The sequence below is a fragment of the Escherichia sp. KTE172 genome, assembly GCF_000408845.1.
GTDB classification, from domain to species: Bacteria; Pseudomonadota; Gammaproteobacteria; order Enterobacterales; family Enterobacteriaceae; genus Escherichia; species Escherichia coli.
Map to the genome: position 1 here is coordinate 1,035,329 of NZ_KE137316.1, position 18,972 is coordinate 1,054,300.

Genomic DNA, 18,972 nt, shown 5'->3' on the forward strand with positions numbered 1-18,972 from the left:
GACGTAGTACCCTCTGCACCAGAACTCCCTGTTCCTGTATTTGAATTTCAAATCACCAAACTGCTCGTAAAGCATCAGACTGCTTTTCCCTTTCAGATATCCCATAAAGCCGGATACGCTCATTTTGGGCGGGATCTCCACAAGCATATGGATATGATCTGCACAGCATTCAGCTTCCAGAATCCGTACACTTTTCCACTCACACAGCTTTCTCAAAATACAGCCTATTGCTCTACACTTCTCTCTGTAGAACACCTGTCTTCGGTATTTTGGCGCAAATACTATGTGATATTTACAGTTCCATCGGGTGTGCGCTAAGCTCTTTTCGTTCCCCATTGGGACCCCCTTTTGATTTCTTGTTTGACACTTGCAGTTGCCAGACCGCAAGGTGTTTTAACAAATCAAAAGGGGTTTTAATAACTGGCTCAAAGCTGAAAGCTTTCCGGAACCCCCAGCCTAGCTGGGGGTTTTCTGTGCACAACAAAAAAGCCGGAGCGACAAACTCCGGCTTTTTGAGATTTACCGGATGATTATGTCATCCGGTTTGTAAGATTACGCTACGTCTTCGTACTGCGGAACCGGGTTACGGAAACTCTTGGTTACGCAAGCCAGGTAAATCAGACCGATAGCAGCCCAGATCAGACCCAGAACCATTGAGCTTTCTTCCAGGTTAACCCACAGCGCACCAACGGTCAGCGCACCACACATCGGCAGGAACAGATACTGGAAGTGATCTTTCAGCGTTTTGTTACGCTTCTCACGGATCCAGAACTGCGAGATGACCGACAGGTTAACGAAGGTGAACGCCACCAACGCACCAAAGTTAATCAGCGCCGTAGCCATTACCAGGTCGAAGTTGATTGCCAGCAGGGCAATCGCGCCAACCAGGATGATATTCATCGCCGGAGTACGCCATTTCGGGTGTACATAACCGAAGAAGCTTTTCGGGAACACGCCGTCACGACCCATTACGTACATCAGACGCGCAACGCCTGCGTGCGCCGCCATACCGGACGCCAGTACGGTAATGGTGGAGAAGATCAGCGCGCCAACCTGGAACGCTTTACCCGCAACGTACAGCATGATTTCAGGCTGTGACGCATCCGGATCTTTAAAACGAGAGATATCCGGGAAGTACAGCTGCAGGAAGTAAGTTGCAAAGATGAAGATCATGCCGCCGATCAGCGCGGTCAGGAAAATCGCACGCGGGATCACGCGCTCTGCATCTTTGGTTTCTTCCGACAGGTTGCTGATGCCGTCAAAACCGGTAAAGGAGAAGCACAGGATTGTCGCCCCGGTAATCATCGGGATAACATGCGCATCGCCAGACCAGAACGGACGAGTGCTCGCCAGCGTACCAGCGCCTTCACCTTCAAATACGCCATAAACAACCATGCCCAGAATCACCGCGATCAGCACTATCTGCAACACGACGATTACAGTGTTGAAGTTCGCTACGGATTTCAGACTACGCAGGTTAAAGGCGGTCATAAAGGCCACCAGAGCCACCACAAACATCCACGATGGAATGGAAGGCACCAGAGCTTCAAAATAGATTTTCGCCAGCAGAATGTTGATCATCGGCGCGAACAGATAGTCGAGCAGAGAAGACCAACCCACCATAAAGCCGACAGTCGGGCTAATGGATTTCTGGGCGTAAGTGTATGCAGAGCCAGCAGAAGGATAGCGGCGAACCAGCTTCCCGTAGCTCAGAGCCGTAAACAGGATCGCAATCAATGCGAACGCATAGGCTGTCGGCACATGACCATCCGTGAGGCCTGAAACGATACCAAATGTATCAAACAGCGTCATCGGCTGCATATAGGCTAGACCCATCATTACAACCGGAACTAACGTAAGCGTTTTACGCAATTCCACGCGAGAGGTGTTTGGAGTAACGTTATGCGACATGGTCATTCTCCTTTACGGTGATAACCGTCGCGTAAGCAAAAAATTGCCCCATTTTTTTGGATTCCTCAGCGACAACAACTGTCGATTTTTAGTAAATATCTATCCGGTACGAAGCCCGGCCTCTTGGTATGAATGATTGGTTTGAAGCAAAAAATAACCGACGCTAATTAAACGTCGGTTTTTAGTCATTTTTTGACAGCGGCGCATTGTGCCTAAATGGGGGGGAAATGACAAGAGAATGAGAGGCTTGCCATAATAATTTTTCTTTAAATGGCTGATTTTCCGTCATCAGATTTTGCATAAACACCGGCGATCGCACTATTTGCTAAAATTTCATCTCGCCACCAGCCGCTGGCAAGCCCTGCGGTCTGTTCATTCCAGCCAATCCAGACGGGTTCAAAGAGAGTTTGGGCGACCACTTTCTTCTCGATTAACGCGCCACTATCGAGAAAACGTTGCGCCAGATACCGTGGTAAATAGCCGCAGCCAAGGCCGCTAATTTGCAGCTCCAGCTTGGTTTTAAAATCGAAAACGGTAATGGCTTCTTGTTCGTCGAGAAGTTGTGAGGCCGTAGAAGCGCCTGCCTGCGCAGTGTCCCCCACCACAATCGCCCGATATCGTTTAATGATACGACGGTTTAACGGTTCTTCTTCCTGGGCTAACGGATGATGAGGCGCGACCGCAAAGACTTGTTCAAGATCGCCCAACCGCGAGAAACCAAACTCACTGGAAGATGGTGGCTCATGCATCGCGCCAACGATAATATCCGCTCGCCCCTGAGTCAGGGCATCCCAGGAACCACCGAGTACGCCATTGATAAACTTCAGGCGCGTCACGCTATGATGTTGATAAAAAGCTTCAATGAGAGGCGCAAGCAGAGAAAAAGGAAACGTGTCGTCCACGCCAATCACCAGCTCGTTTTCCCAGCCTTCATGCAGTTTGATCGCCTGCTTTTCCAGTTCTCGCACGGTATGCAGAACTTCCCGCCCTTTCTCTAATAACATTTTTCCGGTACGGGTGAATTTAGCGCGGTGTCCGCTACGATCAAGCAATTGAATATTAAGGTCGCTTTCCAGCTTGTGAACGGTGTAACTCAGAGCGGACGGCGTCTTGTAGAGTTTGGCTGACGCCGCCGCAAAACTGCCTTCTTTTTCTAAGGCATCGAGGATCATCAACACATCCAGCAGTGGTTTCATACACGCCCCCTTGCAGTGCATGCGGCGTCCTGCTGGCGTGATCGTTTACTCCAGCGGCATTACCAGCGGATCGGGATACTGGTATTCAAATCCCAGTTCATTACAAATCCGACTGCCATCAATAATCTTACCTTTGCCGCTGTCCAGACTATTTCTGAACTGCGGAGGTTCCAGCCCCAGTAAACGGGCCATCTGCGGATAGAAAACATTACGCGCAGGGTGAGCTGGCGCACATATATTATAGATGTGTCCGCCTTTAGGTGCCTGTAACAACAGAGTGATAGCGCCAATAACATCTTCTAAATGGACTAAATTAACACCATGTTCACCATCAGGGGCGGTTTTTCCGGCAAAGAAGCGTCCGGGATGACGTCCCGGTCCGACCAGGCCCGCAAGACGCAGAATATCGACCGAAGTACCGGGTAAATTGTGCAGCCAGTCTTCGAGTTCTTCTAATACTCGTCCACTGTTGGTTACCGGATTACGCGGGGTGGTTTCTTTCACCGTGCCTTGTGCGTCGCCATAGACAGACGTCGAGCTGGTAAAAATAATACGGGGAATACGATGAGCCAGCGCGCTATCCACTAACTCTTGTACCGCTTGTAAATAGAACTCATCGCCGGGGCCGCTACGACGTGCCGGAAGCGTAATGACCAGCGCATCGGCATCCATAAGGGCATCCAGATCGTCAGAATCGCAAACTAACTCAGGCTCCATGCGAAGCAGATAGCTATCAATGCCACTCATTCGGGCCGCTTCGACACCATCTTGTGTGGTTTTACTCCCGGTGACTTGCCAGCCTCGCGCTGAAAGTGACATCGCCAGCGGCATACCTAACCACCCTAACCCGACAATTGCGACCTTTTTCATCCGTTATCTCCTGATACACCTTAGATCTATAAGGCTACGCTAGCGTATCAAAACTGACAATTCATTCTATGAATGAATCTCTTCAATAATGATAACGACATGCTGCAATGAGCAGTGAATCATCAGTAACCGCGTATACCAGAAGGTGCTCCTCTGTAATGCGTCGGGACCAGAAACCTGACAAGTTATGTTTCAGGGGTTCTGGTTTCCCCTTACCTTCAAATGGTGTTCTGCGGGTATCTTTGATAAGTTCATTGATCTTTTTAACAATTCGCTTATCTGCTTCCTGCCAGTACAGATAATCATCCCATGATTCCTCAGACCAGATTAGTTTCACTCAATAATGTCCTTTTCCGTTCCTTTGTCTGATTTCAGGCTATCGATTGAGTCCATCAATCTCCGGGCGTTAGCGGGGGAACGCAGTAGATAAGCCGTCTCTTCCAGCGAGTTGTATTCTTCGAGTGACATCAGAACACAAGCCTCTCCATTCTGACGAGTAATGAGGATCGGGGCATGATCTTCAACGGCTTTCATCATTGTTGCCGACAAATTCTGACGCGCTTCGCTGTAGCTAATTGTACGCATGTAAATCTCCTCTTTTGTACAGTTCATTGTACAATGATGGGTGTTAATTAACTATTTATTAATTAGTTTGTAGATCAAGACATTGCCAGCGAGACGAAAAATCAGACTTTGCTCTTTTTGGTGCTGTCAAGTTAGAGGACAGTCCTCTTAGCCCCCTTCTTTCCCCGCTCATTCATTAAACAAATCTATCGCCATAAAATATATAAAAAAGCCCTTGCTTTCTAACGTGAAAGTGGTTTAGGTTAAAAGACATCAGTTGAATAAACATTCACAGAGACTTTTATGACACGCGTTCAATTTAAACACCACCATCATCACCATCATCCTGACTAGTCTTTCAGGCGATGTGTGCTGGAAGACATTCAGATCTTCCAGTGGCGCATGAACGCATGAGAAAGCCCCCGGAAGATCACCTTCCGGGGGCTTTTTTATTGCACGATTGATAACGGTTCAGACAGGTTTAAAGAGGAATAAGAAAATGACAGACAACACTCGTTTACGCATAGCTATGCAGAAATCCGGCCGTTTAAGTGATGACTCACGCGAATTACTGGCGCGCTGTGGCATTAAAATCAATCTTCACACCCAGCGTCTGATCGCGATGGCAGAAAACATGCCGATTGATATTCTGCGCGTGCGTGACGACGATATTCCCGGTCTGGTAATGGACGGCGTGGTAGACCTTGGGATTATTGGCGAAAACGTGCTGGAAGAAGAGCTGCTTAACCGCCGCGCCCAGGGTGAAGATCCGCGCTACTTTACCCTGCGTCGTCTGGATTTCGGCGGCTGCCGCCTTTCGCTGGCAACGCCGGTTGATGAAGCCTGGGACGGTCCGCTCTCCTTAAACGGTAAACGTATCGCCACCTCTTATCCTCACCTGCTCAAGCGTTATCTCGACCAGAAAGGTATCTCTTTTAAATCCTGCTTACTGAACGGTTCTGTCGAAGTTGCGCCGCGTGCCGGGCTGGCGGATGCGATTTGCGATCTGGTTTCCACCGGTGCCACGCTGGAAGCTAACGGCCTGCGCGAAGTCGAAGTTATCTACCGCTCGAAAGCCTGCCTGATCCAGCGCGATGGCGAAATGGAAGAATCCAAACAGCAACTGATCGACAAACTGCTGACCCGTATTCAGGGTGTGATCCAGGCGCGCGAATCAAAATACATCATGATGCACGCACCGACCGAACGCCTGGATGAAGTCATCGCCCTGCTGCCAGGTGCCGAACGCCCAACCATTCTGCCGCTGGCGGGTGACCAACAGCGCGTAGCGATGCACATGGTGAGTAGCGAAACCCTGTTCTGGGAAACGATGGAAAAACTGAAAGCGCTGGGTGCCAGTTCAATCCTGGTCCTGCCGATTGAGAAGATGATGGAGTGATCGCCATGAGCTTTAACACAATCATTGACTGGAATAGCTGTACTGCGGAGCAACAACGCCAGCTGTTAATGCGCCCGGCGATCTCCGCTTCTGAAAGCATTACCCGCACCGTTAACGATATTCTCGATAACGTGAAAACGCGTGGCGATGAGGCCCTGCGTGAATACAGCGCGAAGTTTGATAAAACCACGGTTACCGCGCTGAAGGTGTCTGCTGATGAGATCGCCGCCGCCAGCGAACGCCTGAGCGACGAGCTAAAACAGGCGATGGCGGTGGCAGTAAAGAATATTGAAACCTTCCACACTGCGCAAAAACTGCCGCCGGTAGATGTAGAAACGCAGCCAGGCGTGCGTTGCCAGCAGGTCACGCGCCCGGTGGCTTCAGTGGGTTTGTATATTCCTGGCGGCTCCGCCCCGCTCTTCTCAACGGTATTAATGCTGGCGACTCCGGCGCGTATTGCGGGCTGTAAAAAAGTGGTGCTGTGCTCACCGCCGCCGATTGCCGATGAGATCCTTTATGCGGCGCAACTGTGCGGTGTGCAGGACGTGTTTAACGTCGGCGGCGCACAGGCCATTGCCGCGCTGGCGTTTGGTACGGAATCTGTGCCGAAAGTGGACAAAATCTTCGGGCCGGGTAACGCCTTTGTCACCGAAGCAAAACGCCAGGTAAGCCAGCGTCTGGACGGTGCGGCGATCGATATGCCCGCAGGCCCGTCGGAAGTGCTGGTGATTGCTGACAGCGGCGCAACGCCGGATTTCGTGGCTTCTGATTTGCTCTCCCAGGCTGAACACGGCCCGGACTCACAGGTGATTTTACTGACACCTGATGCTGATATGGCGCGTCGCGTTGCCGAGGCCGTCGAACGCCAGTTGGCAGAATTGCCGAGAGCTGAAACCGCCCGTCAGGCACTGAGCGCCAGCCGCCTGATCGTAACCAACGATTTAGCGCAGTGCGTAGAGATCTCCAATCAGTACGGTCCGGAGCACCTGATCATTCAGACCCGCAACGCCCGCGATCTCGTCGATAGCATTACCAGCGCCGGTTCGGTATTTCTCGGTGACTGGTCACCGGAATCGGCAGGTGATTACGCCTCCGGCACCAACCACGTGCTGCCGACTTACGGTTACACCGCCACCTGTTCCAGCCTCGGGCTGGCAGATTTCCAGAAACGCATGACCGTACAGGAACTGTCGAAAGAAGGTTTCTCCGCGCTGGCTTCGACCATTGAAACACTGGCCGCCGCCGAGCGCCTGACCGCCCACAAAAATGCCGTTACTTTGCGTGTTAACGTCCTTAAGGAGCAAGCATGAGCACCGTGACTATTACTGATTTAGCGCGTGAAAACGTCCGCAACCTGACGCCGTATCAGTCGGCGCGTCGTCTGGGCGGTAACGGCGACGTCTGGCTGAACGCCAACGAATATCCCACAGCCGTGGAGTTTCAGCTTACTCAGCAAACGCTCAACCGCTACCCGGAATGCCAGCCAAAAGCGGTGATTGAAAATTACGCGCAATATGCAGGCGTAAAACCGGAACAGGTGCTGGTCAGCCGTGGCGCGGACGAAGGTATTGAACTGCTGATCCGCGCTTTTTGCGAACCGGGTAAAGACGCCATCCTCTACTGCCCGCCAACGTACGGCATGTACAGCGTCAGCGCTGAAACCATTGGCGTCGAATGCCGCACAGTGCCGACGCTGGAAAACTGGCAACTGGACTTACAGGGCATTTCCGACAAGCTGGACGGCGTAAAAGTGGTCTATGTTTGCAGCCCCAACAACCCCACCGGGCAACTGATCAACCCACAGGATTTTCGCACCCTGCTGGAGTTAACCCGCGGTAAGGCGATTGTGGTTGCCGATGAAGCCTATATCGAGTTTTGCCCGCAGGCATCGCTGGCTGGCTGGCTGGCGGAATATCCGCACCTGGCTATTTTGCGCACACTGTCGAAAGCTTTTGCTCTGGCGGGGCTTCGTTGCGGATTTACGCTGGCAAACGAAGAAGTCATCAACCTGCTGATGAAAGTGATCGCCCCCTACCCGCTCTCGACGCCAGTTGCCGACATTGCCGCACAGGCGTTAAGCCCGCAGGGAATCGTCGCCATGCGCGAACGGGTGGCGCAAATTATTGCAGAACGCGAATACCTGATTGCCGCACTGAAAGAGATCCCCTGCGTGGAGCAGGTTTTCGACTCTGAAACCAACTACATTCTGGCGCGCTTTAAAGCCTCCAGTGCAGTGTTTAAATCTTTGTGGGATCAGGGCATTATCTTACGTGATCAGAATAAACAACCCTCTTTAAGCGGCTGCCTGCGAATTACCGTCGGAACCCGTGAAGAAAGCCAGCGCGTCATTGACGCCTTACGTGCGGAGCAAGTTTGATGAGTCAGAAGTATCTTTTTATCGATCGCGATGGAACCCTGATTAGCGAACCGCCGAGTGATTTTCAGGTGGACCGTTTTGACAAACTCGCCTTTGAACCTGGCGTGATCCCGGAGCTGCTGAAGCTGCAAAAAGCGGGCTATAAGCTGGTGATGATCACCAATCAGGATGGTCTGGGAGCACAAAGTTTCCCGCAGGCGGATTTCGATGGCCCGCACAACCTGATGATGCAGATCTTCACCTCGCAAGGCGTGCAGTTTGATGAAGTGCTGATTTGCCCACACCTGCCCGCCGATGAGTGCGACTGCCGTAAGCCGAAAGTAAAACTGGTGGAGCGTTATCTGGCTGAGCAAGCGATGGATCGCGCTAACAGTTATGTGATTGGCGATCGCGCGACCGACATTCAACTGGCGGAAAACATGGGCATTAATGGTTTACGCTACGACCGCGAAGCCCTGAACTGGCCAATGATTGGCGAGCAACTCACTAAACGAGACCGTTACGCCCATGTAGTGCGCAACACCAAAGAGACGCAAATTGACGTCCAGGTGTGGCTGGATCGCGAGGGTGGCAGCAAGATTAACACCGGCGTTGGCTTCTTTGATCACATGCTGGATCAGATCGCCACCCACGGCGGTTTCCGTATGGAAATCAACGTTAAAGGCGACCTCTATATCGACGATCATCACACCGTCGAAGATACCGGCCTGGCGCTGGGGGAAGCATTAAAAATTGCTCTTGGCGACAAACGCGGTATTTGCCGGTTTGGTTTTGTGCTGCCGATGGACGAATGCCTTGCCCGCTGCGCACTGGATATCTCTGGTCGCCCGCACCTGGAATATAAAGCCGAGTTTACCTACCAGCGTGTGGGCGATCTCAGCACCGAGATGATCGAGCACTTCTTCCGTTCGCTCTCATACACCATGGGCGTGACGCTACACCTGAAAACCAAAGGTAAAAACGATCACCACCGTGTAGAGAGCCTGTTCAAAGCGTTTGGCCGCACCCTGCGCCAGGCCATCCGCGTGGAAGGCGACACCCTGCCCTCGTCGAAAGGAGTGCTGTAATGAACGTGGTGATCCTTGATACTGGCTGCGCCAACCTGAACTCGGTGAAGTCTGCCATTGCGCGTCACGGTTATGAACCCAAAGTCAGCCGTGACCCGGACGTCGTGTTGCTGGCCGATAAACTGTTTTTACCCGGCGTTGGCACCGCACAAGCGGCGATGGACCAGGTGCGCGAGCGCGAGCTGTTTGATCTCATCAAAGCCTGTACCCAACCGGTGCTGGGCATCTGCTTAGGGATGCAACTGCTGGGGCGGCGCAGCGAAGAGAGCAACGGCGTCGACTTGCTGGGCATCATCGAAGAAGACGTGCCGAAAATGACCGACTTTGGTCTGCCACTGCCACATATGGGCTGGAACCGCGTTTACCCGCAGGCAGGCAACCGCCTGTTTCAGGGGATTGAAGACGGCGCGTACTTTTACTTTGTTCACAGCTACGCAATGCCAGTCAATCCGTGGACCATCGCCCAGTGTAATTACGGCGAACCGTTCACCGCGGCGGTACAAAAAGATAACTTCTACGGCGTGCAGTTCCACCCGGAGCGTTCTGGTACCGCTGGCGCTAAGTTGCTGAAAAACTTCCTGGAGATGTGATGATTATTCCGGCATTAGATTTAATCGACGGCACCGTGGTGCGTCTCCATCAGGGCGATTATGGCAAACAGCGCGATTACGGTAACGACCCGCTGCCGCGCTTACAGGATTACGCCGCACAAGGTGCCGAAGTACTGCACCTGGTGGATCTGACCGGGGCAAAAGATCCGGCTAAACGTCAAATCCCGCTGATTAAAACCCTGGTCACGGGCGTTAACGTCCCGGTGCAGGTTGGCGGCGGCGTGCGTAGCGAAGAAGACGTGGCGGCGTTACTGGAAGCAGGCGTTGCGCGTGTGGTGGTTGGCTCCACCGCGGTGAAATCACCAGAAATGGTGAAGGGCTGGTTTGAACGTTTTGGTGCCGATGCCTTAGTGCTGGCGCTGGATGTCCGTATCGACGAGCAAGGCAACAAGCAGGTGGCAGTCAGCGGCTGGCAAGAGAACTCGGGCGTTTCACTGGAACAACTGGTGGAAACCTATCTGCCCGTCGGCCTGAAACATGTGCTGTGTACCGATATCTCGCGCGACGGCACGCTGGCGGGATCTAACGTCTTTTTATATGAAGAAGTGTGTGCCAGATATCCGCAAGTGGCGTTTCAGTCCTCCGGCGGCATTGGCGATATTAACGATGTGGCGGCCCTGCGTGGTACTGGTGTGCGCGGCGTAATAGTTGGTCGTGCATTACTGGAAGGTAAATTCACCGTGAAGGAGGCCATCGCATGCTGGCAAAACGCATAATCCCGTGTCTCGACGTTCGTGATGGTCAGGTGGTGAAAGGCGTACAGTTTCGCAACCATGAAATCATTGGCGATATCGTGCCACTGGCAAAACGCTACGCCGAAGAAGGTGCAGATGAACTGGTGTTCTACGATATCACCGCTTCCAGCGATGGCCGTGTGGTAGATAAAAGCTGGGTATCTCGCGTGGCGGAAGTAATCGACATTCCGTTTTGTGTGGCGGGTGGGATTAAGTCTCTGGAAGATGCCGCGAAAATTCTTTCCTTTGGCGCAGATAAAATCTCCATCAACTCTCCTGCGCTGGCGGACCCGACGTTAATTACTCGCCTGGCCGATCGCTTTGGCGTGCAGTGTATTGTGGTCGGTATTGATACCTGGTACGACGCCGAAACCGGTAAATATCATGTGAATCAATATACCGGCGATGAAAGCCGCACCCGCGTTACTCAGTGGGAAACGCTCGACTGGGTACAGGAAGTGCAAAAACGCGGTGCCGGAGAAATCGTCCTCAACATGATGAATCAGGACGGCGTGCGTAACGGTTACGACCTCGAGCAGCTGAAAAAAGTGCGTGAAGTTTGCCACGTCCCGCTGATTGCCTCCGGTGGCGCGGGCACCATGGAACACTTTCTCGAAGCCTTCCGCGATGCCGACGTTGACGGCGCGCTGGCAGCTTCCGTATTCCACAAACAAATAATCAATATTGGTGAATTAAAAGCGTACCTGGCAACACAGGGCGTGGAGATCAGGATATGTTAACAGAACAACAACGTCGCGAACTGGACTGGGAAAAAACCGACGGTCTGATGCCGGTGATTGTGCAACACGCGGTATCCGGCGAAGTGCTAATGCTGGGCTATATGAACCCGGAAGCCTTAGACAAAACCCTCGAAAGCGGCAAAGTCACCTTCTTCTCGCGCACTAAACAGCGACTGTGGACCAAAGGCGAAACGTCGGGCAATATTCTCAATGTGGTGAGTATTGCCCCGGACTGCGACAACGACACGTTACTGGTGCTGGCAAATCCCATCGGCCCGACCTGCCACAAAGGCACCAGCAGCTGCTTCGGCGACACCGCTCACCAGTGGCTGTTCCTTTATCAACTGGAACAACTGCTCGCCGAACGTAAATCTGCCGACCCGGAAACCTCCTACACCGCCAAACTGTATGCCAGCGGCACTAAACGCATTGCGCAGAAAGTGGGCGAAGAAGGCGTGGAAACCGCACTGGCAGCAACGGTACATGACCGCTTTGAGCTGACCAACGAGGCATCTGACTTGATGTATCACCTGCTGGTGTTGTTGCAGGATCAGGATCTGGATTTAGCGACGGTAATTGAGAACCTGCGTAAACGGCATCAGTGAGTTGCGTGCTGACCGGATGCGATGTTGTTGTCGCATCCGGAGCCATTGCCCGATGCGCAAGCTTATCGTGCCTACACATTATCTCAACACACGTAGGCCGGATAAGATGCGCCAGCATCGCATCCGGCAAAAAAAACGGGCATGGTGTCACCACCCTGCCCGTTTCTCTTAAATGCACAATAATATTATTTCGCGTTGTAATTACGCAGCGCGTTACGCCCCAACACAATCCCCACGCCAACCATGCCGCCCAGCAGCACCGCCAGAATCAAGGTAATTGCCTTTTTCGGGCTATCGCGACGAATAGGTAACGTCGGTTTCATTACATAGCGGTAAGCATGAATATCAAGTTTATCAACGTCAAGATTGTCGATATCCAGCAGGTTTTGACGAGTCTGATAGTAGCTTGATGAGAACACCAACGGACGGGTCGCCTCGTGCTTAATCATCGACTCCAGCGCTTCGCTCCCCAAAAGGAACATAGTATCCTGGGTTACGTCCTGCGTCTGTTGAATCTGCGGCTTTGTCACCTGCGCCTGATTCGCATACTGCAACGCTTCCTGAATCTGACGGATACGCAGATCTTTCTGTTCCTGCGCGACCACTTCCTGGGTTCTTAAAGAGTCCTGCAAGTTTTTCCGTCCCAGAGCAATGTTGTCCTTGAGATCCTTTTCTAGCTCTTGATTCACTTTATCATCAACTTGCTGAATGTATTGGGCCAACTTCATTTGTGCGCCCTCTGCAGTTTGCCCAACATAAGAAACAGTCAATGGTAATTGCTGGTTCTTAACAGAAGGTTCGATGGTAAGTTTTTCTGGCTCTTCCTGATTATCCAGCGTTTCTGCTAATGCAGAGAAGGCAGAACTGAAGCGACCAATTAACGTCTCCTGCAAATCCGATACTTTCGGTGTAGCCTGACCATAGATAACATTCATGGCATTGTTATAGCCAGCAATTTGCCCCACGTCGGGCTGAGTGATAATTGCTGTTGACGTCCATTTCTCCTTCGCTACTGCCAAATAACCAATAGCCAGGGCAATAGCCACAATGACGGAAATGATGATTGTCATCTTGCCACGCCACAACTGCACTAGTAAATCAATCAAATCAATCTGTTCCGGGTCATGGTTTTGCCCAGAAACATTATTATTTTCTACTCTCATCATTACCCTAACTGACGGAAATTTCCAAGTCCGCATAGTTTAGCGATAATCCTCGTGAATGCTATAGGATAAGTGATAAAAATAATGAATTGTTGAGGAAGTAACAAAAGACAATCAGGGCGTAAATAGCCCTGATAACAAGATGTTAATCGCTACCAAAGAGATCGCGGGTGTATACCTTATCTGCCACATCCTTAAGCTCTTCTGCCATACGATTGGAGATAATGACATCAGCTTGTTGTTTGAAAGTGGCGAGATCTCGTTCCAGGCGAGAGTTGAAGAATGAGTCTTCTTTCATCACCGGTTCGTAAATGATCACTTCAACGCCTTTCGCCTTGATACGTTTCATAATCCCCTGAATGGAAGACGCGCGGAAGTTGTCTGAACCGCTCTTCATAATCAGACGATAAATACCCACCACTTGCGGCTTGCGTGACAAAATGGCATCGGCAATAAAATCTTTACGCGTGCGGTTAGCATCGACAATTGCCGAAATCAGGTTATTCGGCACAGACTGATAATTCGCCAATAACTGTTTGGTATCTTTCGGCAAACAATAACCACCATAACCAAACGACGGATTGTTGTAATGGTTGCCGATACGCGGGTCGAGACAAACACCTTCGATAATCTGACGCGTATTCAGACCCAAACTTTCTGCATAGCTATCCAGTTCGTTAAAGTACGCCACGCGCATCGCCAGATAGGTATTAGCGAAAAGTTTAATCGCTTCTGCTTCAGTGGAGTCGGTAAACAGGGTCGGGATATTTTGCTTAATCGTGCCTTCCTGTAACAACGCAGCAAAACGTTCTGCGCGTTCTGAACGCTCACCGATGACAATACGTGACGGATGAAGGTTATCGTAAAGGGCTTTACCCTCACGGAGAAATTCCGGGGAGAATATAATATTTTCAGTACGATATTTTTTATGCATCGCTGCGGTAAAACCAACGGGAACCGTTGATTTGATGACCATAACCGCATAAGGGTTTATCTCAACTACGTCTTTAATTACTGATTCTACACTGGATGTATTGAAATAATTAGTTTTAGGATCATAGTCGGTTGGAGTGGCGATGATGACATAATCAGCATCCCGGTAGGCTTCATTTTTATCTAATGTGGCATTAAAGTGTATTTTATCTGATTGCAAAAACTGCTGAATTTCCTTATCAACAATAGGAGATATCCGATCATTCAGCATAGCAACGCGTGACGGTAAAATATCTAATGCCACAACCTCATGATTTTGTGCGATTAGAAGCCCGTTTGACAAGCCTACATAGCCAGTACCGGAAATGGTAATTTTCATTTCATGCTCTCAGAATTAACTTAACTGTGAATCATGATGTTTTTAGCATCCTGACAAGAGTTAAAAGTTTTAACGCTACGTCGATAGCTGGTCAACGCAACGAAAAACAATTCAGAATTTCTTTATAAGAATAGCTGATATTTATTAAGTTAATATTAAGCAGTGAAATTTAGTCTATAAGATAAATGGCAAAAAAAGCCCGGCACAATATACGCCGGGCCTCAATTTATTGTTAGTTAAGTCAGATTAATCCAGCCATTCGGTATGGAACACACCTTCTTTATCGATGCGCTTATAAGTATGTGCACCGAAATAGTCACGCTGTGCCTGGATCAGGTTTGCAGGCAGAACAGCGGCACGGTAGCTGTCATAATAGGCAACCGCAGCGGCGAAGGTCGGAACCGGGATACCGTTCTGTACTGCATAAGCAACGACATCGCGCAGCGCCTGCTGATAGTCATCGGCGATTTGCTTAAAGTACGGAGCCAGCAGCAGGTTAGCGATCTGCGGATTTTCGGCGTATGCATCGGTGATTTTCTGCAGGAACTGCGCACGGATGATGCAGCCAGCACGGAAAATCTTCGCGATTTCGCCGTAGTTCAGATCCCAGTTGTATTCTTCAGACGCAGCACGCAACTGAGAGAAGCCCTGAGCGTAAGAAACGATTTTGCCCAGATACAGCGCACGACGAACCTTCTCGATAAACTCAGCTTTGTCGCCTGCTCGCTGCGCTTGCGGGCCAGAGAGAACTTTAGACGCGGCAACGCGCTGATCTTTCAGAGAAGAGATATAACGTGCAAACACAGACTCGGTAATCAGCGACAGCGGTTCGCCGAGATCCAGCGCGCTCTGGCTGGTCCATTTACCCGTACCTTTGTTTGCAGCTTCATCCAGAATCACATCAACCAGGTAGTTACCGTCTTCATCTTTTTTGGTGAAGATATCTTTGGTAATGTCAATCAGGTAGCTGCTCAGTTCACCGTTATTCCACTCGGTAAAGGTCTGCGCCAGTTCTTCGTTGGTGAGGTTCAGGCCACCTTTAAGCAGAGAATAGGCTTCAGCAATCAGCTGCATATCACCGTATTCAATACCGTTGTGAACCATCTTCACATAGTGGCCTGCGCCATCGGCACCAATATAGGTAACGCATGGCTCCCCGTCTTCAGCCACTGCGGCGATTTTGGTCAGGATCGGCGCAACCAGTTCATAGGCTTCTTTCTGGCCACCAGGCATAATGGAAGGTCCTTTCAGCGCGCCTTCTTCACCGCCAGAAACACCAGTACCGATGAAGTTAAAGCCTTCTGCAGAAAGCTCACGATTACGACGAATAGTGTCCTGGAAGAAGGTGTTACCACCATCAATGATGATGTCACCTTTATCGAGGTACGGCTTAAGGGAATCAATAGCAGCATCCGTGCCTGCACCTGCTTTCACCATTAACAGGATGCGACGAGGCGTTTCCAGAGATTCAACAAACTCTTTCACCGTATAGTAAGGAACCAGTTTTTTGCCTGGATTTTCGGCAATCACTTCTTCCGTTTTTTCACGGGAACGGTTGAAAATAGAGACGGTATAACCACGGCTTTCGATGTTGAGCGCAAGGTTGCGCCCCATCACTGCCATACCGACGACGCCGATCTGTTGCTTTGACATTGTTTACTCCTGTCAGGGCGTTAAAAAATTGGTATATAAAGCAAAGATCTTTAAATAAAGATACCATTTCAGTAGTAAAATTAGGACTTTATTTAATCACTTTACCAGTTCGGATGTAATTTTTCTATAGTTTTTATAAGAAAGAATTGGTTTCCGTAATATGTAGCGCGTAATACTCCTTATATGCCATCGAAATGCTTTAGTAAATATTCTTCTATTTTCATGCTGCGCATAATGAATAGCATCAAAATGGGGAGTATAGTAAAGATCTACTCCACTTAATTTTAAACGCATACAAAGGTCAATATCTTCACAATACATAAAATATTTTTGATCAAAACCATTCACATTTAAGAAACTTAAAGCATGAATAAGCATAAATGAGCCAGCACACCAATCAACTACAGTATCAGAAAGTATATTTTCCTTCTTAATTTTACTTTTATTCACCCCCAATAAAAAAGAACAAAGAAAATCATATAAAGTTGGAAAACTCCGTATTGAATAATCATGTTTGCTTTTAGTAAAATCTCGATAAAGACATAATGTGCTAAACTTATAATCATTACTAATTATATAATCAACATAATTAATCAAACTTTCACTGGTTATGAATACATCGGGGTTAAGAAAGAGAAAATAATCATTATTCATAATCATGAAGTTATTAATTATATATGACACTGCTATGTTATTATTATGTCCAAATCCATATTGCCCTCCATGCAAATAGGTTACGCAATTTTTTTCGCATGTTTTTTTTAAAACCATTGAACTTTTGTTATCACGAACTATTATTTTAAATCTTCCAGAGGGCAACTTTAAATTTAATAAAAGATTTTCTATATAGTCATCATGGCCATGTGAAACGATTATAATATAAACCACGTCAGTTCCCCTTGAGGATATATTCAATAAACTGTTCAAAACCAGTCAATGCATCATTATTAAAATTCACCCTACTATTTTTTATATCTTCATGCATATTTTTACTTGTGTACTCTAATATGTAGCGAACAAGTATTTTCTCATCGTCAAATGGAAAATATCTAGTTTTTGAATAGTTATATAAAACTTCATGAGCATAAGGTAAGTCTGCCGCAAATATCCATTTTTTGTATGTTTTAGCTTCTGATAATGGTAATCCCCACGTTTCTAGTTTCGATGGGAAACAAATAATATCTGAATCTTGATAAAAGTTAACCATCTCGGTTGCATTAAGGTAACCGAGGAAATGTACATTTTTCAGTTCGGAAGCTAATTTATATATTCTTTTTGCATACTTATTTTCAGTACCATCAAAAGTAAGATAAAAATGAATATTTTTATCTTGTAATATTTGTGCAGCACGTATGATAACTTCAAAGTTTTTAAATATACGGGGCACTGCTGGGTAAAATATCCTCACATCCTTTTTATTATTATTTCTTACCAAACCATCACTTTCAAAAGGGCAAATATCTTCAGGGCGACTAACAACAACATTCTTTAACTTATATTTTTTTTCGAATTCTTTTTTTAGCCACTGCTGCTGAACAAAAACTGCTGTGTTCTTTTTTATATTGATATTGTATAAAAGCCCATAAAAAAGATAAAAAAGATAAAATTTAGGTTCTCCTATAATATCTCGATAGCTTAAATATTTATAGAACGGTGCAGGATTGTGGCAATAAACAAATCTATAGGGTACACTAACATTTGCTGTAATATCATGTAAGCATACCCAATGAGTTGCCTTAATCACCTTAGATAATCTATTGCAAGTTATATATTCGAAATATAATCTTTTAACCCACGAAGACTTGACTTCTGGATACTCTATAAATTCAACCCACGGAAATAATTCCATTAGTTCAGCAGAGCTATGAACCAGTGCAATAAATTTACATTCGGCTCTATCTTTAGTTGCTGTAAGCACATTTTTTAGTACGGTAAAGGGGCCTCCGGTTGTAAAATTAACAGCCGATATTACAACTATATTCTTTCCCATTGCATACGCTCATAGTTATATTTTTTAACAATTTTAGCTGGAACACCAGCAATGATCACATTATTAGGAATCTCACCACGAACAACACTGTTTGCGCCAATAACTACACCATTACCTATACACGCACCTGGTAATATTGTCACATTTTCGCCAATCCACACACGCTCTCCAATATACACAGGTGCAGATTCAAGGGGCCTAGACGAAGGAATAATAGTTGGTGAACTATGGATATCGGATTTAGAAAAAATACCATGATTATGATCACTAATAAATACTTTACTTGCTATTAATGTATCTCTACCAATAATGACATTATTAATAGCCGCGATGTGAACATAGTCATTAATTTGAACATTTTCTCCAATGGAAACTACGGCATCCATAAATGCATCAACTCGTAATCCTACACCTGATGTAAAACCTTTTCCAAAACTAACACTTCCATCTTTTCTAATATAACATGGAAATCTAATAATCCTAACATTTGAACAAAATAAAAATTTTGTTAAGAATATATCTTTAAGAAGCCTAAGACCACCATAAAGGCCATATCGTTTAATTAACTTAAGTTTTTTTTTAATGCACATTATTTATGTCCTAGTTATCATATATGCTATTAATATGTAATTTACGTGATAATGATAATATAATCTACTATTATATAGCTATCTGGACATTAGATTTCATCAAGATATTTTTAGCGTGATATTTGCACAAAAATATTGATGAAAATAACATAAACACATAGGGGTTTATATAACCAGCACCACGTATAAA

The 18,972-nt window shown here is 47.9% G+C and carries 22 protein-coding genes and 1 other annotated feature; of the genes, 9 read left to right on the plus strand and 13 right to left on the minus strand.

The features are described 5' to 3' along the window. The 7 genes from tnpA to yefM form a co-directional block, all read right to left on the minus strand. The coding region (tnpA, locus tag G434_RS18550; RefSeq protein WP_016249736.1) for an IS200/IS605-like element IS200C family transposase at nucleotides 1-336 on the minus strand (336 nt) is incomplete at its 3' end. A 216-nt stretch (nucleotides 337-552) separates the two neighbouring features. Then, entirely contained in the window at nucleotides 553-1,911 is a 1,359-nt protein-coding gene (gene plaP, locus G434_RS18545) for a putrescine/proton symporter PlaP (protein WP_000019194.1), read from the minus strand. Further along, nucleotides 1,901-1,963, minus strand: coding sequence for a membrane protein YoeI (gene yoeI, locus G434_RS29710; protein ID WP_010723108.1), 63 nt, complete (start codon nucleotides 1,961-1,963; stop codon nucleotides 1,901-1,903). Before yoeI ends, plaP begins: the two co-directional genes overlap by 11 nt. 214 nt (nucleotides 1,964-2,177) lie before the next feature. Next, the gene (locus G434_RS18540) at nucleotides 2,178-3,107 is read right to left on the minus strand and encodes a LysR substrate-binding domain-containing protein (RefSeq protein WP_000803366.1); all 930 of its coding nucleotides are present in this window, start codon (nucleotides 3,105-3,107) and stop codon (nucleotides 2,178-2,180) included. 45 nt (nucleotides 3,108-3,152) lie between these two features. Continuing rightward, nucleotides 3,153-3,977 carry an SDR family oxidoreductase gene (locus tag G434_RS18535; protein WP_000754737.1) on the minus strand — a complete coding sequence of 275 codons (825 nt, stop codon included), beginning with the start codon at nucleotides 3,975-3,977 and terminating at the stop codon, nucleotides 3,153-3,155. 82 nt (nucleotides 3,978-4,059) lie between these two features. Beyond that, nucleotides 4,060-4,314, minus strand: coding sequence for a type II toxin-antitoxin system mRNA interferase toxin YoeB (yoeB, locus tag G434_RS18530; RefSeq protein WP_000767819.1), 255 nt, complete (start codon nucleotides 4,312-4,314; stop codon nucleotides 4,060-4,062). Continuing rightward, on the minus strand, nucleotides 4,311-4,562 hold the full coding sequence (gene yefM, locus G434_RS18525) for a YoeB-YefM toxin-antitoxin system antitoxin YefM (RefSeq protein WP_001259253.1): 252 nt from the start codon (nucleotides 4,560-4,562) through the stop codon (nucleotides 4,311-4,313). The genes yoeB and yefM overlap by 4 nt, the downstream gene beginning before the upstream one ends. A 282-nt stretch (nucleotides 4,563-4,844) precedes the next feature. Here yefM and hisL point away from each other — a divergent pair, with 282 nt between their 5' ends. From hisL to hisIE, 9 genes are all read left to right on the plus strand, one after another. Next, complete coding sequence (gene hisL, locus G434_RS27230) at nucleotides 4,845-4,895, plus strand: his operon leader peptide (protein ID WP_001364200.1); 51 nt, start codon at nucleotides 4,845-4,847, stop codon at nucleotides 4,893-4,895. Then, nucleotides 4,871-4,994: a sequence feature (His leader region), on the plus strand. (Overlaps the previous gene by 25 nt.) A 46-nt stretch (nucleotides 4,995-5,040) precedes the next feature. Then, complete coding sequence (hisG, locus tag G434_RS18520) at nucleotides 5,041-5,940, plus strand: ATP phosphoribosyltransferase (protein WP_000131782.1); 900 nt, start codon at nucleotides 5,041-5,043, stop codon at nucleotides 5,938-5,940. 5 nt (nucleotides 5,941-5,945) lie between these two features. Further along, a complete protein-coding gene (hisD, locus tag G434_RS18515; RefSeq protein ID WP_001296211.1) occupies nucleotides 5,946-7,250 on the plus strand; it encodes a histidinol dehydrogenase in 1,305 nt (434 codons plus the stop codon). After that, a complete protein-coding gene (hisC, locus tag G434_RS18510; protein WP_000108967.1) occupies nucleotides 7,247-8,317 on the plus strand; it encodes a histidinol-phosphate transaminase in 1,071 nt (356 codons plus the stop codon). The genes hisD and hisC overlap by 4 nt, the downstream gene beginning before the upstream one ends. Beyond that, the gene (gene hisB / locus G434_RS18505) at nucleotides 8,317-9,384 is read left to right on the plus strand and encodes a bifunctional histidinol-phosphatase/imidazoleglycerol-phosphate dehydratase HisB (protein ID WP_000080057.1); all 1,068 of its coding nucleotides are present in this window, start codon (nucleotides 8,317-8,319) and stop codon (nucleotides 9,382-9,384) included. The genes hisC and hisB overlap by 1 nt, the downstream gene beginning before the upstream one ends. After that, nucleotides 9,384-9,974, plus strand: coding sequence for an imidazole glycerol phosphate synthase subunit HisH (gene hisH, locus G434_RS18500; RefSeq protein WP_001103571.1), 591 nt, complete (start codon nucleotides 9,384-9,386; stop codon nucleotides 9,972-9,974). Before hisB ends, hisH begins: the two co-directional genes overlap by 1 nt. Beyond that, the gene (hisA, locus tag G434_RS18495) at nucleotides 9,974-10,711 is read left to right on the plus strand and encodes a 1-(5-phosphoribosyl)-5-[(5-phosphoribosylamino)methylideneamino]imidazole-4-carboxamide isomerase (protein ID WP_000586468.1); all 738 of its coding nucleotides are present in this window, start codon (nucleotides 9,974-9,976) and stop codon (nucleotides 10,709-10,711) included. The genes hisH and hisA overlap by 1 nt, the downstream gene beginning before the upstream one ends. Beyond that, a complete protein-coding gene (gene hisF / locus G434_RS18490; RefSeq protein WP_000880182.1) occupies nucleotides 10,693-11,469 on the plus strand; it encodes an imidazole glycerol phosphate synthase subunit HisF in 777 nt (258 codons plus the stop codon). Before hisA ends, hisF begins: the two co-directional genes overlap by 19 nt. Further along, the gene (gene hisIE, locus G434_RS18485) at nucleotides 11,463-12,074 is read left to right on the plus strand and encodes a bifunctional phosphoribosyl-AMP cyclohydrolase/phosphoribosyl-ATP diphosphatase HisIE (RefSeq protein ID WP_000954913.1); all 612 of its coding nucleotides are present in this window, start codon (nucleotides 11,463-11,465) and stop codon (nucleotides 12,072-12,074) included. The genes hisF and hisIE overlap by 7 nt, the downstream gene beginning before the upstream one ends. 185 nt (nucleotides 12,075-12,259) lie before the next feature. Here hisIE and wzzB read toward each other — a convergent pair whose 3' ends face one another. The 6 genes from wzzB to G434_RS18455 form a co-directional block, all read right to left on the minus strand. Then, nucleotides 12,260-13,237, minus strand: a complete 978-nt coding sequence (gene wzzB / locus G434_RS18480; protein WP_001296212.1) for an LPS O-antigen chain length determinant protein WzzB — start codon at nucleotides 13,235-13,237, stop codon at nucleotides 12,260-12,262. Nucleotides 13,238-13,382: 145 nt separating this feature from the next. Next, on the minus strand, nucleotides 13,383-14,549 hold the full coding sequence (ugd, locus tag G434_RS18475; protein ID WP_000704867.1) for a UDP-glucose 6-dehydrogenase: 1,167 nt from the start codon (nucleotides 14,547-14,549) through the stop codon (nucleotides 13,383-13,385). A 246-nt stretch (nucleotides 14,550-14,795) separates the two neighbouring features. Then, nucleotides 14,796-16,202, minus strand: a complete 1,407-nt coding sequence (gndA, locus tag G434_RS18470) for an NADP-dependent phosphogluconate dehydrogenase (protein WP_000043486.1) — start codon at nucleotides 16,200-16,202, stop codon at nucleotides 14,796-14,798. Between the two features lie 96 nt (nucleotides 16,203-16,298). Next, complete coding sequence (locus G434_RS18465; RefSeq protein WP_000262536.1) at nucleotides 16,299-17,090, minus strand: glycosyltransferase; 792 nt, start codon at nucleotides 17,088-17,090, stop codon at nucleotides 16,299-16,301. A gap of 1 nt (nucleotide 17,091) precedes the next feature. Continuing rightward, nucleotides 17,092-18,192, minus strand: coding sequence for a glycosyltransferase (locus G434_RS18460; RefSeq protein ID WP_000517629.1), 1,101 nt, complete (start codon nucleotides 18,190-18,192; stop codon nucleotides 17,092-17,094). Beyond that, nucleotides 18,177-18,782, minus strand: a complete 606-nt coding sequence (locus G434_RS18455; RefSeq protein WP_001296213.1) for an LbetaH domain-containing protein — start codon at nucleotides 18,780-18,782, stop codon at nucleotides 18,177-18,179. Before G434_RS18455 ends, G434_RS18460 begins: the two co-directional genes overlap by 16 nt. Nucleotides 18,783-18,972: the final 190 nt, after the last annotated feature.